Origin of the sequence: Mesobacillus subterraneus, from assembly GCF_023715485.1 — a bacterium.
Classification (GTDB): Bacteria; Bacillota; Bacilli; order Bacillales; family Cytobacillaceae; genus Mesobacillus; species Mesobacillus subterraneus_B.
Window position 1 is genome coordinate 275379 of sequence record NZ_JAMBOF010000005.1, and the last position, 15000, is coordinate 290378.

At 43.8% G+C, this 15000-nt stretch carries 16 protein-coding genes; 10 read left to right on the forward strand and 6 right to left on the reverse strand.

Annotated elements, in window-relative coordinates:
* The first annotated feature begins 194 nt into the window (after nt 1-194).
* From M3204_RS09650 to M3204_RS09670, 5 genes are all read left to right on the forward strand, one after another.
* Nucleotides 195-1013, forward strand: a complete 819-nt coding sequence (locus M3204_RS09650) for a flagellar hook-basal body protein (protein WP_251481008.1) — start codon at nt 195-197, stop codon at nt 1011-1013.
* 47 nt (nt 1014-1060) lie between these two features.
* Nucleotides 1061-1897 (forward strand): flagellar hook-basal body protein, encoded by an 837-nt coding sequence (locus M3204_RS09655; RefSeq protein ID WP_251481009.1) that lies wholly within the window; start codon nt 1061-1063, stop codon nt 1895-1897.
* An 18-nt stretch (nt 1898-1915) separates the two neighbouring features.
* The gene (locus tag M3204_RS09660; RefSeq protein WP_251481010.1) at nt 1916-2176 is read left to right on the forward strand and encodes a DNA-directed RNA polymerase subunit beta; all 261 of its coding nucleotides are present in this window, start codon (nt 1916-1918) and stop codon (nt 2174-2176) included.
* Between the two features lie 93 nt (nt 2177-2269).
* Nucleotides 2270-2692 carry a 3-hydroxyacyl-ACP dehydratase FabZ gene (fabZ, locus tag M3204_RS09665; protein WP_251481011.1) on the forward strand — a complete coding sequence of 141 codons (423 nt, stop codon included), beginning with the start codon at nt 2270-2272 and terminating at the stop codon, nt 2690-2692.
* A gap of 185 nt (nt 2693-2877) precedes the next feature.
* Entirely contained in the window at nt 2878-3186 is a 309-nt protein-coding gene (locus M3204_RS09670; RefSeq protein ID WP_251481012.1) for a hypothetical protein, read from the forward strand.
* 75 nt (nt 3187-3261) lie between these two features.
* On the opposite strand, the gene M3204_RS09675 is transcribed toward M3204_RS09670, so the two are convergent.
* On the reverse strand, nt 3262-3696 hold the full coding sequence (locus M3204_RS09675; protein ID WP_251481013.1) for a YwpF-like family protein: 435 nt from the start codon (nt 3694-3696) through the stop codon (nt 3262-3264).
* Nucleotides 3697-3955: 259 nt separating this feature from the next.
* On the opposite strand from M3204_RS09675, the gene ssb reads away from it, so the two are divergent.
* On the forward strand, nt 3956-4345 hold the full coding sequence (gene ssb / locus M3204_RS09680; RefSeq protein ID WP_251481014.1) for a single-stranded DNA-binding protein: 390 nt from the start codon (nt 3956-3958) through the stop codon (nt 4343-4345).
* Nucleotides 4338-4544: a hypothetical protein gene (locus tag M3204_RS09685; RefSeq protein ID WP_251481015.1), complete on the forward strand. Its 207-nt coding sequence runs from the start codon at nt 4338-4340 to the stop codon at nt 4542-4544. The genes ssb and M3204_RS09685 overlap by 8 nt, the downstream gene beginning before the upstream one ends.
* A gap of 154 nt (nt 4545-4698) precedes the next feature.
* Here the strand turns inward: M3204_RS09685 and M3204_RS09690 are convergent, their stop codons facing one another.
* The 3 genes from M3204_RS09690 to M3204_RS09700 all read right to left on the reverse strand — a co-directional run bounded on the left by M3204_RS09690 (nt 4699) and on the right by M3204_RS09700 (nt 9788).
* Nucleotides 4699-5181, reverse strand: coding sequence for a hypothetical protein (locus M3204_RS09690; RefSeq protein WP_251481016.1), 483 nt, complete (start codon nt 5179-5181; stop codon nt 4699-4701).
* 61 nt (nt 5182-5242) lie between these two features.
* Nucleotides 5243-8071 (reverse strand): DEAD/DEAH box helicase, encoded by a 2829-nt coding sequence (locus tag M3204_RS09695; protein ID WP_251481017.1) that lies wholly within the window; start codon nt 8069-8071, stop codon nt 5243-5245.
* A gap of 88 nt (nt 8072-8159) precedes the next feature.
* Nucleotides 8160-9788, reverse strand: a complete 1629-nt coding sequence (locus tag M3204_RS09700; protein WP_251481018.1) for an SWIM zinc finger family protein — start codon at nt 9786-9788, stop codon at nt 8160-8162.
* Between the two features lie 313 nt (nt 9789-10101).
* On the opposite strand from M3204_RS09700, the gene M3204_RS09705 reads away from it, so the two are divergent.
* From M3204_RS09705 to M3204_RS09715, 3 genes are all read left to right on the forward strand, one after another.
* Nucleotides 10102-10764, forward strand: coding sequence for a hypothetical protein (locus tag M3204_RS09705; RefSeq protein WP_251481019.1), 663 nt, complete (start codon nt 10102-10104; stop codon nt 10762-10764).
* A gap of 14 nt (nt 10765-10778) precedes the next feature.
* Nucleotides 10779-12011, forward strand: a complete 1233-nt coding sequence (locus M3204_RS09710) for an efflux RND transporter periplasmic adaptor subunit (RefSeq protein ID WP_251481020.1) — start codon at nt 10779-10781, stop codon at nt 12009-12011.
* Nucleotides 12012-12141: 130 nt separating this feature from the next.
* The gene (locus M3204_RS09715; RefSeq protein WP_251481021.1) at nt 12142-12453 is read left to right on the forward strand and encodes a hypothetical protein; all 312 of its coding nucleotides are present in this window, start codon (nt 12142-12144) and stop codon (nt 12451-12453) included.
* A gap of 794 nt (nt 12454-13247) precedes the next feature.
* Here M3204_RS09715 and M3204_RS09720 read toward each other — a convergent pair.
* Together M3204_RS09720 and M3204_RS09725 are read right to left on the reverse strand one after the other, a co-directional pair.
* Nucleotides 13248-14393, reverse strand: coding sequence for a DUF4367 domain-containing protein (locus M3204_RS09720; RefSeq protein WP_251481022.1), 1146 nt, complete (start codon nt 14391-14393; stop codon nt 13248-13250).
* A complete protein-coding gene (locus tag M3204_RS09725; protein ID WP_251481023.1) occupies nt 14338-14904 on the reverse strand; it encodes a sigma-70 family RNA polymerase sigma factor in 567 nt (188 codons plus the stop codon). Before M3204_RS09725 ends, M3204_RS09720 begins: the two co-directional genes overlap by 56 nt.
* Nucleotides 14905-15000 lie beyond the last annotated feature (96 nt).

Here is a 15000-nt window from a genome sequence, read left to right on the forward strand (position 1 = left end):
ATCTGGATTTTCTAAGGTTAAATGGCCTCGGAATTCCAGATTTTTTTGCTTTTTACCCAACTTTTCTGGAATAAAACCCAAAATCCTACATTTTCCTGCAAATTTTTAATGTTTCTTGCCGATATATTTCTTATAATAGAAAGTAGTGAGAAAATTTCCTATTCCATAGGTGTTTTCCAATCGAGGTGGGAATCATGTTCAAAGGCTTTTACACAGTAGCGTCCGGAATGTTTGCGCAGCAGCGCAAGACGGAGATGCTGACAAATAATATGTCCAATGCCAATACACCTGGTTTCAAAGCTGATTTGGCCGCGTTGAGAGCCTTCCCAGATATGGAACTCCAGCGCTTTGACAAGGCAGAGATTCCGACAGAGCATGGGTTGGATCTGCCGTTCAGCAAAAAAATCGGTACAATCAATACTGGTGTATACATGCAGGAGGCTGTACCGAATTTCATCCAGGGTGATCTGCGCGACACTGGGAGGAATACGGATGTGGCACTGCTTGATGTAAATATGCCCAACAATGGCTCGGTCTTTTTTACGGTCAGTGAGGATGGCGGTCCTGTCCGCTATACTCGCAATGGGAACTTCACCCTTGACGGGGAGGGCTTTTTGACGACTGGAAGCGGGTACTATGTGCTTGACGCAGAGGGACAAAAAATCCAGCTATCCAGCGACCGTTTTACCATTGGTGAAAATGGCGTCCTCACAGGCGAGAACGGTGAGAGTGCAGTTCTTGGAATTGGCTTTTCGGATAATCCAAACCGAATGACCAAGCTGGGAGACGGATTGTTCCAGTCTGAAAACAACGCCGCGCTTCCGAACGCTTTTAACCAACAAGGGGTGCAATTCAAGCTGCAGCAAGGATTCCTCGAACAATCGAACGTCGACATCAGTAAAACAATGACCGATATGATGACAGCCTACCGTGCATTTGAAGCGAACCAGAAGATCCTTCAGGCTTACGATCGCAGTATGGAGAAGGCAGCGAATGAGATTGGCAGGCTTTAAGTAAGGCCTTAGGTAAAAAAATAAAAGCATCCGTATGGGGTATGTATATGAACAGAACGATGATTACCGCGACAAATACGCTATCGCAGCTGCAAAAGCAAATGGACATCATCGGCCATAACATGGCCAATATCGATACGGCCGGCTACAAGCGCCGTGAAGCGAAGTTCACTGACCTGCTTGTGCAGGAATTCAGGAACCAGCCTAATGATCGTCTTGAGCCACAGGACCGGATGACATCTTTCGATATCCGCCAGGGTACAGGTGCAAAGCTTGGCCAGGTACAAATGCATTTAGCGCAGGGGGGCCTGAAAACGACGGATCGCTCCCTTGATACCGCCTTTACAGCTGAAGGCCAATTTTACCGGGTGATGGCGGATGGCGAAGTCCGATTTACGAGAAACGGCGCCTTTTATCTGTCGCCGCTGTCAGATAATGAGACTTTGCTTGTAAACAGTGATGGTCATGCTATACTTGATGAAAATGACCGGCCAATCACGATTGTCGGAAACGTGAAAAATTTCAGGGTGAACGAAACAGGGCAATTTTCTGCTGAAAAATATGATGGAACAAGCCAGGACTTCAATCTTGGCGTTTCGCTTGTGAAAAAACCACAGTTTTTGGAGCAGGCGGGCGGCAATCTTTTTGCCTTGCCCAGGAACGAAAAGGGCGAGCTAATCATGGAAGAGGCCGAGATCCTTACCAATCTGAACGGTGCCTTGAGGAATCAGGTGTCGATCCAGCAGGGTGTACTCGAGCAATCGAACGTAGATATGAGTAAAGAAATGACGGATCTGATCAATGTGCAGCGCAGTTACCAGTTCCATGCCAAGACGGTTACCATGGCGGACCAAATGCTTGGGCTGGTAAACGGAATCCGTTAAGAGGGGAAGAACAATCAAATGGCTTTGAACAAGAATAATTCAGAAGCGGCAACGCGTGAACAAGTTAAACAAGAAAAGAAAACACGCGAAAAAAGGAAAAGAATCCGGGTTCGCCTTATTCCGATCTGGCTTCGGATTATTGTTGTCGTAATCCTTTTAGCTGCGAGCATCGTGCTCGGAGCAATGTTTGGCTATGCTGTCATGGGTGGCGGCGAAGCGAAAGACATTTTTGAAAAATCAACCTGGACTCATATTACGGACTTGGTTAATAAAGAATAATTTTCAAAGGAAGGGAAGTTCCCCTTCCTTTTTATTTGTTTTTTTTAGTACAATGGATTGTAAGCACCTAATATTAATAGGAGGTACTAAAATATGCTTGATATCACACAAATCAAAGAAATCATTCCACACCGCTATCCATTTTTGCTCGTTGATAAAATCATTGAAATTGAAGAGGGAAAAAGAGCGGTAGGCATCAAAAATGTAACTGCCAATGAAGAATTTTTCAACGGTCACTTTCCTGATTATCCAGTAATGCCTGGAGTTCTGATTGTAGAAGCTCTCGCGCAGGTGGGAGCAGTAGCCGTTCTTAAGCTCGAAGAAAACCGCGGTAAAATCGGTTTCTTCGCCGGAATTGATAACTGCCGTTTTAAAAGACAAGTAAAGCCGGGGGACCAGCTTCGCCTGGAAGTAGAAATGATCAAGCTGCGCGGACCGATTGGAAAAGGCAAAGCCGTCGCTACCGTTGATGGCGAGCTAGCGTGTGAAGCTGAAATTACGTTTGCGATTAAATAAAACTTTTTTGCAGGAACCCATCGTTAGTATGTATGGGTTCTTTTTGCGTTGCCAAAAGACTTAAACGACATAATTTAACAAAAAAATCCTCAAAATCATGCAAGTTTTTTTCATTGGTGGGCAATATAACAGCAGACCCGTGCAACAGGTCTTAAAAAACCTACTAATGAAAGGGGCTTTTACTCATGAAGAAAAAGCTATTAATGCTAATCGGTGGCTCATTGCTATCGGCTATGTTCCTTGCTGGCTGCGCGAATGACCAGGATCCTCCTCCGGATGATGATGTGGATGTCGAAAATCCAGCAGACAACAACGGAGACATGAACGACAATAATGGTAACGTCGATGATGATGGCATGATCGATGACAACAACGGCAATGGCGATACTAACACTGATACAGATGGCGACATGATGGAAGATAACAATGAGCCTGGTGAAGATGTTATTGAAGACCAAAAGGATATGAACGACAAAGACAATAAGGATGAGTAAGGAGAATAGGCAGGAATGATTTCCTGCCTATTTTTTTTGCAATAAAAAAACTCCAGCCAGAGAGCAGGAGCCATATTATACTTTTTTAGGCTGCAGAATTTTTGGCCGGGAAATGATTTTTTCCCTGAATTCAGCAAGGAGCTCTTCGCCTGATAAACCCTTATCCATCAGATACTCCAAAAGCTTTTCCGGATAATCGGTTTTTGGTTTTGTCAGCTTTCCGGTCAGCAGTATGCTGGCATGGTTCCTAAGCTTTTTCACGCAGCATACTTTTGTGGCAAAAGCAGCCGGGTCATTTTCTCGTTTGGTAATGACGACATGGACGATGATTTCTTTGTCATTGTCACACGCATCCTGGAAATACGGAATGTATTTATGGTCGGTAAAAGCCTCGACGAGCCAAGTACCCTTATCATCCTCTTTGTTGATAATAAGGCCGTCCTCCATATCGATATCCACTAAAGCATCATCATCAGCAAGCTGCATTGAAATCAACTTAAACGTCTTCATGTCAACCACCTCCCGTAATACTTGTCCAAATTATATCACAGTGTGACCAGAAAGCGAAAAGAAGCCATTTGTCGAAAGAAAATTTTCCGAATAAGTAAAATTCATTTTTGCCCGCATTGCTTGCTGTGAAAAATGAGAAATAAGCTGAACTATGGTTCATTGGCAGGCCTTTTACCAGGACAAATGACGGTTTTCGACATTTTACTCCGAAAAAAAATAGGAATATGATTGTGCTATAACGGAGAAAGGAGATGAAAAGGTGATTAATCAAGTAACGCTAGTCGGAAGGCTTGTCAAGGATCCCGAGCTCAAGTGGACTACAGACGGAAAGGGCGTTTCCAACGTAACGCTTGCGGTGAACAGGCATTACAAAAATGCGAACGGGGAAATTGAAGCTGATTTTGTCCACTGCACGCTCTGGGGCAAAACGGCGGAGAATACATCCCAATTCTGCAGGAAGGGCTCGGTAATAGGAGTGACGGGCCGGATCCAGACCCGCCATTACGAGAACCAGGAAGGCAAACGAGTCTATGTAACGGAAGTCGTTGCTGAAGGAGTAAGATTCTTAAGTTCAAAACAAAATTCCACACGGGAAAGCGAGCAAAACATTGCGCCACCGTTGCAAAGAGAGGAGCTTCCATTTGCATAGCGAAAATGAATCACTCGAAAAGCTGCTGGTCAGCCTGATTAAAATGGTTGGAAAATCAAATGAGAAGATCGACGAACTTTCTAAGCGCGTCCGCCAGCTCGAAATGGCCTCCAAAGAACAGCAAATCAACCGCGTCTACTCCTTCATAGCCGAACCTCCACGACCAAACTCAAGCAAGAAAGAATACGCAAGACAGTAGGCACGAAGACATTTTCCTCGAAAAAACTGCACAAAAAAAATCTGCAAGAGAGAAATTCAATAACCAATCTCCAATATACCCTCCATTTTTATGCCGGCTTTTTGTTAGCCGGTTTTTTTATTTTTATATCAAAAACCTTAGTGTGGCTGAAATCTTAACTGTCGTTTAAAAGATCCTCTATCCAAACAATACCCATAAAAACAAGCCATACTGTTAATGGCATGGCCAAACTTTTAATAGCTTGCAACCAATTATAATTTTTATTATTCTTTTGTAAAAATCTATCTGTAATAAAAAACAATATAGAGGCACCTAAACTGTACAAGTGAAATACTAGGCCAAAAACTAAGTGCAAAAGACCAGAGATCATTATTTCGGATTTTTCATTTTTTATTTTAGTTGAAATAAATTCACTGACTTTATCACTAATAATAGAGGTGAAAACCCCATAAATTAAAATAACTGGAAAACTATACATCATATAAATAGGCGTAACTGTTACCATATAAAATAAATAATTTGGTATTGAAGTAATCGTTTCGCCAAATGGATTTGGCAGGATTAGCCCCAACAAAATTGCAAATAGAGACCCGGAAACAGATGCCGAAATAATTTTCCTTGATAAAATTTTGATCACCCCAGTATCTTGTTAGTTCATACAAGAACCAGTACCCATTCAAGGTACTGGTTTTCTTGATCTATGACAAAAACACCAAATCATGCAGTTCATCGGTCGATAGCTCGGTGATCCAGCTGTCGCTCTGGATGATCTGGTCGTTCAAGGACTGCTTTTTCTCGAGCATGGCGTCGATTTTTTCCTCGAGTGTTCCGGTGCTGATCAGCTTGTGCACGTGGACGAAGCGGTTCTGACCGATACGGTAAGCGCGGTCCGTTGCCTGGTTCTCAACAGCCGGATTCCACCAGCGGTCGTAGTGGACAACGTGATTTGCTGCTGTCAGGTTGAGTCCGGTACCGCCAGCCTTCAATGAAAGCAGGAATACAGGGAACTCGCGGTTCTGGAACCTGGTAATCAGCTCATCGCGCTTCGCCTTAGGAAGGCTGCCGTTCAGGAACGGTACCTCGATGCCGAATTCCTTCTTCAAAGCAGACTGGATCATTTCGCCCATTCCGATGTACTGGGTAAAAATGATGCAGCTTTCTTCCTGATCAAGCACGGCACGGATAAGCTCGATCATCTTCTCCATTTTCGCGGAACGGTCAATCAGCTGCTTCGGATTTTCCTCTTTCAAATAAAGGGCAGGGTGGTTGCACAGCTGCTTCAGCCTGCTCAATAGCTGTAAGATCAACCCCTTGCGCTCGAAGCTTGATAACTGTTCGATTTGCGCAAAAGTATCCTTAACCAGCTGCTCATATAATGAAGCCTGTTCAGCGGACAGCGGGCAGTATTCCTTCTGCTCGACCTTGTCTGGCAGATTCAACGCTACATCTTCATCCTTCTTCGTCCGTCTCAGCAAAAACGGCTTGATCAATGACTGTAGCTGAGTGATTTTTTCCTTCTTGTCTTCCTTTTCAATTGGCAAAATGAATTGCTTCTGGAACTGCCCAGCGCTGCCGAGATAGCTGCGATTCGTGAAGTCGAAGATCGACCATAACTCTGACAAACGGTTCTCCATTGGCGTACCGGTCAGGGCGATGTGATGCTTGCCCTTAAGCTTCCTAACTGCACGCGACTGCTTCGTATCGGCATTCTTGATATTCTGCGCCTCGTCAATCGCAATGCTGCTCCATTCGACGCCTTCAAGTTCCTCGAAGTCCAGATGCGTCAGGCCATAAGATGTCAGGACAATATCCGATTCCATCGCTTCTTCGTTAAAAAGAGCGCCCTTCAGGCGATTCGGCCCGTAATGGAGGTGGACTCGCAAATCCGGAGCAAACCGCTCCACTTCCTTTTGCCAGTTGCCGAGCACGGAAGTAGGGCAGATGATCAACGCCGGATGGCCGTCGTTTTCCTGCTCCTTCACTGACAGCAAATACGAAATCAGCTGGATCGTTTTCCCAAGTCCCATGTCATCAGCAAGCAAAGCGCCAAAGCCATACTTACGCAGGAATAATAGCCAGTTCATCCCGAGTTTCTGGTAAGGCCGCAATTCGCCGTGCAATCCCGCAGGCACTGGCGTATCCGGAATTTCCTTCGTTTCAGACAACTGCTTCATCATCTGCTTCCAGTGGCGGTTCAGTTCAATCTGGATTTTCGCGAATGCTCGCGGATCATCGAGTCCGTCTCCAGCCTCGCCATCCTCCTCAGACAGCTCCTGCTGCAAAAGGTCGCGAATGTGCAAGCCTTCCTTATCCGCTTTCTTCATCAAATCCTGGATCTGGCGGATGAATCCGTGATCAAGCTTGATCCAGCGACCCTTCAAATAGACAAGTCGTCGCTTTTCATTCACAAGGCGCTGGAACTCGTCCTCGCTCAGGTCAACGCCATTCATAGAAAAACGCCAGTCATAATCGAGCATCGCATTCAAGCCGACAAACGAGCGGCGGTAACCAGTCTGACCCTTCAGGCGAGCCTTCACCTTGAGGCTCGCATTTTTGACCGCTTCCCACCAGGAAGGGAGGAGAATCTCGATACCAAGCGCAATCAATGTCTCGCTCGCTTCCGTTAAAAACATCCACGCTTCATCTTCAGTAAGAGTGGATTTCAGGCGCCCGTCTTCCTCAATCCATGGAAAAATGTTGGCGAGCCGTTTTTCTTCATCTTCAACCTTCTCGCTAAAATCATCCCAGCCAGCCGGGTAACTTTCGTAATCCCGCGCCTCGATCATCATCGGCTCATCTTTCCCGCGCAAAAATAACCCCAGCTTCCAATCGCCAAGATCATCAATCGGCTCCTCCAGGCGCATCCCAATCGAAAACGGCGCCGGATTCTCCTTCAAGCCGATCCACTCAAGCCAGCGGTCCTCATCAAAATACCCAGCCAGCTGCGAACCTGAGAGCTGCTTATTGCGCAGCACGTCAAGCTTATCGCCAAGCAAATACTTCATCGTCTCATTTTCATGGAAGTAGGATTCCAAAGCATTGTGGAATAGATCCGCAACAAACTCACGAACCTCCACATCTTCATCCTTACCGTTAATTTTTTCATCCCAAAAAGGCTCATGGAACTCATCAAGCACACTCACAGGAAGCTTCCAGCGAAAATCCTCGCCGTCAAGCTGCGAAAAATCGGGATGCCATTCCTTCGCCAAAATCGCATCATAGACAGAATGGGCCGTAGAAAGGCAAATGTCGCCAAGCTCATCCCATTCCCACTCAACAAGACGGTTGAAGCTCTCCTCGCCAAAGAGGGTGACAAGCTGCCAAGCACTCAACGTCACACCCTCAGTGCTGCCCCATTTGTCACTATCAATCATCGTACCGTAATAACTTTCCTTATGGCGGAAGAAAAGCAGCTTCTTCCACTCAGCTATATTAAGGCCAAAGCCGTTAAAATCCTCAGCACTCAAAAAATAACGCCCGCCAGCAATCGGCATTACATTTATTCTGATCTGCTTAATCTCAAGCATCGAATGCACCTCCTTTAGTCGAGGGTTTTATTTTCAGTATTGCCTCTATCAGTTTTGATGGTGCCGTATAACCGTCAACACCACTTCATCACTCAACCTCAATCAACTTGCTCCGCGTGCATTCCTCATGGAAAGCGCGCAGTCGCTTCGTCCGCACCAGCAGCTTGTCAAAAAAGGCTTCCCACTCGGGCGTTCTCTTTAGCTTTTTATAGACGGTGCGCAGTTTTTTCAGCACTCGCGCGGCCTGCTTGTAGCTGCTGCGGTTCTTCATATCAACGAGGTCGCCGATCATCTGGTGATACAACGGAATCAAAACCTCCGGCGCTTCCTTTTGTAACACTTTAAGACGATCGTTTGAGATTGAATTGTATTCAAACCCAAAATACGACTGCAATTCGCCCCACTGTTCGTATTGGCCTTTTTCAAATAAGGAATCTTCATATTCGTAAAAGCTGTAAGGCATTGCCTGTGCGAGCGCGCGGTCATACAGCTCGCCGCGGCCGATTTCCCGGGTATAGGCGCCAATCAGCTTCAATGCATATCGGGTGAACTTTTTGCAGGTGTAGTATTCACCGAGATGTTTCAGGTAATTGCGCAGCTGCTGGACAAGGTAGTCGATGAACGGCCCCATCCTGCTCCATTCACGCTGCGCCCTAAAGCCATCAAGCCAGTAGAACATATAAGGAAGCGAATCAACTGACAGAGCAGCAAACCGCTTCAACGCTTCGCCATCCTGCTTGGCTAAAATCAGCTGGTGGATCAGCGCGATTTCTTCAATAATATCCCGTTTTTCATCCCCGAACCTTTCAAGACGCCCCCGTTCCTCATCACGCCATCCGCCATTTTTAAAAAGCTTTTCCCATAACAAACGATATAAATCAATCCGCTCATAGCCAGCGGCAGAAACCGGAACAGTCAAACCAATCGACTCATTCTTGATTTTCTCTAAAAAAGCGTCGAACGAAAACGGCATCGTGTTAAAAGCAAGCCGGTCAACGTATTCCTCGGCATCATTGAAAAGGTCCTCAAACAACGGCCGGTAGTACCGGTCCATCGTAACGTCCTCGTCATGACCGAGCTCTCGCGCCATTTCGGAAAGCAAATTAAACGAATAAACCGCACCCGCTATCATATAGAGGTTTTTCCAAACCGTCTCGAGCGGGGCAGAAACTTCAACACGGCGGATATAAGTCCGAAATAATCCTGGAACAACATAAGGCTTCGGCTCACCCTGACCCTTCATGATCTCATCGAAGCCTTCCTTAAAGGAAGCAATCCACTGCTCATAATCATGGCCCGAGCGACTGTCCTTCTTAACCAGATCCTTCGCCCTCTGCAGTCCCCATTTTTCCGCGTCGATCTGCTCCCTGGCAGGCTTGCGCCAGGCTTCAACCCAGTCGGAAACGCTCGCCACATCACCATAGGCTTGAAAAAACGCAGCCAGGCGATGCCGGCAAAATGAATCAGCAGGGCAGGTGCAGCTACTTTCAAGAAGGTTGGTCACATTTATGTACACACGAACCGGTGTCACATCCTGGACCGTCGCCCAAATTGACTTCACCATATACTTCAGGTGGTGGACCGTTCCCTGGCGATACAGCATCAGACCCTTCTGGACAAGGCGCGCATCCTCTTCGACCTCGGCCTTGAGCATCGTATTCAGTTTTGCGGCGGCTTCTTTTAAAATCGGAGCCTGATTCTCAGGTATGACAGCCACAACCATTCCTCCCGTTCCCACAGCAACTCTCGTTCATTCACCAAGTGAAATTCATGTTTTTAATTAATTTAGCCATATTTCGACAAGACGATAGGAGAAGCAATGTTAAAATCTTATATAAGATAAATTTTTAAAATACGGAAAAAAACATATTCTTCTATTATACCCAAAAATGAGCTATTCGAGGAGGGGAATATGCGATTTCAAAAAAAGAGAAAAGAAACATCCGAAAAATAATTAAGTTATTATTTTAATATTGGAATTTTTTCATATAAAATAAAGATAGATATAACCATAACCTGGGGGACAAACGATGAATAACCGAGTAGAAGTGCTTCGAGGACTTTTTAACTATAATTATTATACATATAAGCTGAGGGATTCAGAGCATGTTCCCGGCGTTTGGAAAAATACCGCTCTGCTGATATTGCTCAGCGGCTTGATTTTTGGAATAAGTGCCTATTTTGGAATAGGTTCCGAATATCTTTCGAAAAAGTTGACCAGCATTTCCAGGGAAGAGTATGAAATGCATAAAATTCTGTACATGGCTGGCCAGACAATACTTGGATTGTTTTTCGGAGCGACGATGATTTTTTTGCCGGCGTTGTTTTTCTGGACGCTGTCCGACATTGAGTTGAAGAAACTGCTGACTGTCCAATTTTTCGTCATGCCGATCCTTCTGCTGGAAAAAGCGATCATCATCCCGCTGGCAATCGCTCTTGGACTGACAAAAGTATCTTCACCGTTCTCGCTAGGTATCATCGCCCAGTACATAACAGGAAATGATTTTATCATCTATTTCCTCGCGTCTATATCCATATTCAAAGTGTGGGCTATTTTCATAGAATACAAGTATTTGAAAATGCTGACCGGAAAGAATCCCAGAATCGTCCTTTTGATGGTCATCGGCATAAATCTTGTTTTCTGGCTGTTTACAGCACTCTTTTCGTTCATCCAATTTGAGAAGATCCTATAAGGGAGGTGCACCATATGAAAAAGAAGACGACAATCCTGCTGTCTGCAGGCATACTATTTGTTTCAGCAAACCTGTATTTGGCATTGAAGGATGACAGCAAAGCGGTGCGCTCCTCCTATATCAATAATTGGACAGAAGTGGGGAAGGAGAGTTTGACGCAGACATTGCAAGCGTCAGGTGTTGTCACCCCTGAGGAAGAGCATCACATTTACTATAATGATAAGCCCGGAGTATTTAAGAGCTTTCTTGTAAAAGAAGGGGATCGAGTCGACAGCGGTACTTCACTTTACGAATATTCCTCCGACAATATAGATGAGGATCTGGCTGAGCTTGAGAGGGAAAAAAACCAGCTGGTAAGGGAGGCGACGCTGATTGATGAACAAATTCAGCAGCTGCTTTATCTCCAGTCTGTATCCGCATCGGCATCGGATAACAGCACACCGGTTTTAGGTGATGGCTCAACCGGCAATAGTTCCTCGAATGACCTCGTGCAAGTGTCGATTGAAAAAGAAATCTACGACAAGCAGCTAGAGAAAAGCCGTGTAAAGTCCGAAATCGACAAGTATGATGATATGATTGATTCCTATGATGGCAGCGATCAAATTGGCAGGACCAGTGAAGTCGACGGCACGGTGAAAAAAATCAATTATGAACTGAAGAATCCAATAGTCACGATCATTTCCGACACACCTAAGGTAGAAGGCACGTTTACAGAAAGAGACTTGAAAAATGTCGAAGAAGGCATGGAAGTCTACGTAAGATCAGACTTATTCAAAGGGACTGTTGGCGGGACACTGACGAAAATCGCCGACTATCCGGAAACAGACCCGTCTGTGAAAAAGGAAAGCCACTACCCATTTGAAATTGAACTTGAACAAGATCTGGAAAACATCATCAAAGGTACGCATGTGGAAGTTAGCATCGTCACAAATCAGGTACTCAACGCTTCAACCGTTCCTGGGAAATCAGTGGAAAAAGGCAAGAAGAACAGCTACATATATATATTGAATGAAGCGGGAGTAGTCGAGAAACGCAAAATCAAAAAGGGCATGGACCTTAACGGGAAAGTCGAAGTCACAAAGGGCGCCAAACCAGGCGAACTCTTAGTCCGTAAACCAGAAAAAGTCCAGCAAGAAAACAGCCCATTCTTCAGTAGGCTAAACATAGACTCGTTAAAGAAAAAGACATTCAGCGAAGAAGGCAATCGTACTATTTTTAAGCATATAATGGTTGGATTTTTTAAATAACGTTAAGGGGGACCAAGTTCAGTTCATTTGGTCCTTTTTATTTGGAATTCACTTTACCCTTAGAAGGAATTTAAGCGATGCACAAAGAATAGTATATTGTAAAATTATCCAAAATTGGAGTGGGGTCAGGATGGATGGAGCGATTGCGTTTGCTGTGTTTTTGTTTATTGCTGTAGTGATCTATTTATTAGTTAAAAACAAGGAAGAGATCAAGAAAGTAAACATAAGAAATAGGCTGATTGTAGTCGGGGCATTGGCAGCCCTTCTATTATTTTCTGCATTGGCAATCTATTACGCAGGAAATTGGATAGGAGGCTTTATAAATAACGGAGCACTTAAATTCACATTTCAAATAGTATGGATGCTGATTATTTTAGGAATCATCACTAAGATTTGGGACTCAATATTAAGCAAAGTTAAACGCGACTCGGGAATCGTTTAAATGCCACTGTCACCACAGAGTTTTGTCAAAAAAATAGATTGCTCCTTTAAATTGGTTTTCTGTTTGTGAAGGTCACTTGTGGACTTAGCCCAGCGCCATACTTTCTCGACAAAATGGGCGAAACGAAAGCTAAGCAGCCTCCGACTAATTATGTGCAGTTAGTTAAATAAGACACGGGGGCTAAGGAAATGACGGGAGTTGCAAAGCGATTTTTCGTTGGCATAGGTATTTTTGTGGTGGCTTTACTGGCAATCATAAGTACAACTCAGTATTGATGAGATAACAAGGAAGCCTTAATAAGAGGTTTTTTATATTTTTGAATCGAGGCTGATGAAGTTGTATAGAATGGCCATAGGCAGATTAGGTGTTGGATGAAAAGGTTTATTTTTTGGGGTTGGCTTCTATTATCATTGTCCGTTGCTGTGTTAATCTGTTCTTTCAGTTTACCAATACGTGATGATTATTTTCCGGCTATCCAAGACTATATAAGCAGCTGTTACTTTTTAAGTGGCGTCGCAATAATACTCAGCACTGTCACATGTATCGCCACCCTTTTTAATAACAGCAAGAATTGGAAAGCGACTTTAATAATTGTCTTAACCATCATTTGTTTTTTTCTGTTTGCTTACTTTTTCAGGCTAATGCTTCCTATATATTTACTTTTAGTTGAAGCTTTTCTAATCATAATTCCAGTAAGTTTAATACATTTTTTGCTAACTTGCTTTCTGAGGAAGCTTCCAACTAATTACCTTAGAAAATTAAAATGGTGACTGCGGACAGTCACCATTTTAGTATTATGATTTAGGTAAACTAACTTCATCTATTTGTTGTTTTAAAATCATCCAAGTTCCGGAGTGATTCTTGAAGGTTATCGTAAGGGTTAGTTGTCCGTATAAATCTGTTTCCTGGTACTGAGTTAACGTATATTCTGTCTCTGAAATCCTGATCAGCTGAAAAGGGAATTCAGGAATATAATGTGGTGGATATTCAGTAGGTACAACATACAATCCATCTTCTTTTTCATCCACTCTAAAGCTGAAAGTTGATTCTACAAATTCTCGTGCCACAAAGTCCGTAAACAAGGAATAGAATTCTTCCTTTGTTTTATAAGTGTTAAATTTTTCATCCTCTGTCGCATCATTGAACGCTGAATTAATAGTGTTATTGAACCTCTCCAGCAAAGCAATTGCTTTTTCCTCATTAAAGGCCAACTGTTCGTCTATTGCTGCTTGCTGTTGCTCCAAGGCTTCCAGTTCGCTGATATATGGGCCGAGCACAGTGGTGAATCCTTGTTCTTTTAAAATCGAATCGACGACCTTATAAAATTCACTCTCAGGCAAACTGCCTGTTTTCTGGACGAATTGGTATACACCTTCATCCTTCCATAAAAGCAAGAGCTGGTTGTCGGATATTTTAAATAATTGCCCTGATAATTCCACTGTGAACTTTATATCCTTCTCCAATACTCCGTCAATTTCAGGCTTGGTGAGCTGTATTCCATATGAAAAAGAATCAATGGCATTTCCCTCTTTCTCATAAATATTTTCATAAAGGTCTTCATTGATGTGTTTGTGCTTGAAAACATATCCCTCGGGAAGATAGTCTAGGGGCACTAGCTCAGGTTTTGAGAAATTTTCCTTCGGGCGATTGGTGTCCGGATCTTCTTCTATATTTGTATTCTGCCCTGGATTAGGAGAAGGGTCCGGCAATGTTACCATTTCACGTGTAATTAGCACGTAAATCCCAACAGAGAAAATCAGAAAAGCAGTAATGCTTAAACTGATGGGCACGATTTTGGATAACCTGATAAAAGAGAATTTTTGTTTCTGCTTTGCTTCAATCTTTGTAAATACATTTGCCTTCATTTGTTGAGAAAAAACAAAGTCAGCCAATTCTTCCTTTAATAGTTTCTCCTTTAACTCCTTCATTTGTTTCTCCATCTTCTCCACTCCTTTCCTGTAAAATTTCCTTCAATAATGTTTTTGCGCGGGAAAGTCTCGACTTCACCGTATTCAGATTCAAACCGGAAATTTCTGAGATCTCCTTCAGCGAGCATTCTTGAAAGTAAAAGAGGAAGAGGATTTCTCTATATTTAACCGGCAACTTGAACAGCGCTTCCGTCAGCTCCTGGTTTTCTGCACTCTTGATCAGTTCGTTTTCAGGGCTGGACTGGTGGTTTGTTAAAAAAGATGATAGATAGTTGCTGACAAATACTTTTTTGTGGTGCCAGCTCTTTAGGTAGTCCTTGCAATGGTTGGAGGCCACGCGGAATAGCCATGTCTGAATCTGTGCGTTGCCCTGGAAGGTATCGTACTTTTGGTAGCACTTAAAGAATATTTCCTGTGCTAGATCTTCTGCTGTCTGCCTGTCCCTGACGTATGAGTAGGCTAATTGGAGAACAGCAGTCCCGTAATGATCCATCAGGTCAGCGATTGCCTTTTGCTTATGCATTTCTTCACCTCCACCATCTGTTTAACATTTAGACGATTGCGATTACTAAAAGTTTATTATTTACTAAAATGTTTTATAAATAGCTGCCTGTGGTAA

Bases quoted from the DNA above. Each gene is read 5' to 3' on its own strand.
- M3204_RS09710 (WP_251481020.1), top strand. From the start codon at position 10,779: ATGAAAAAGAAGACGACAATCCTGCTGTCTGCAGGCATACTATTTGTT.
- M3204_RS09705 (WP_251481019.1), top strand. From the start codon at position 10,102: ATGAATAACCGAGTAGAAGTGCTTCGAGGACTTTTTAACTATAATTAT.
- M3204_RS09650 (WP_251481008.1), top strand. From the start codon at position 195: ATGTTCAAAGGCTTTTACACAGTAGCGTCCGGAATGTTTGCGCAGCAG.
- M3204_RS09660 (WP_251481010.1), top strand. From the start codon at position 1,916: ATGGCTTTGAACAAGAATAATTCAGAAGCGGCAACGCGTGAACAAGTT.
- M3204_RS09725 (WP_251481023.1), bottom strand. From the start codon at position 14,904: ATGCATAAGCAAAAGGCAATCGCTGACCTGATGGATCATTACGGGACT.
- M3204_RS09670 (WP_251481012.1), top strand. From the start codon at position 2,878: ATGAAGAAAAAGCTATTAATGCTAATCGGTGGCTCATTGCTATCGGCT.
- M3204_RS09720 (WP_251481022.1), bottom strand. From the start codon at position 14,393: ATGGAGAAACAAATGAAGGAGTTAAAGGAGAAACTATTAAAGGAAGAA.
- fabZ (WP_251481011.1), top strand. From the start codon at position 2,270: ATGCTTGATATCACACAAATCAAAGAAATCATTCCACACCGCTATCCA.
- M3204_RS09655 (WP_251481009.1), top strand. From the start codon at position 1,061: ATGAACAGAACGATGATTACCGCGACAAATACGCTATCGCAGCTGCAA.
- M3204_RS09675 (WP_251481013.1), bottom strand. From the start codon at position 3,696: ATGAAGACGTTTAAGTTGATTTCAATGCAGCTTGCTGATGATGATGCT.
- M3204_RS09695 (WP_251481017.1), bottom strand. From the start codon at position 8,071: ATGCTTGAGATTAAGCAGATCAGAATAAATGTAATGCCGATTGCTGGC.
- M3204_RS09715 (WP_251481021.1), top strand. From the start codon at position 12,142: ATGGATGGAGCGATTGCGTTTGCTGTGTTTTTGTTTATTGCTGTAGTG.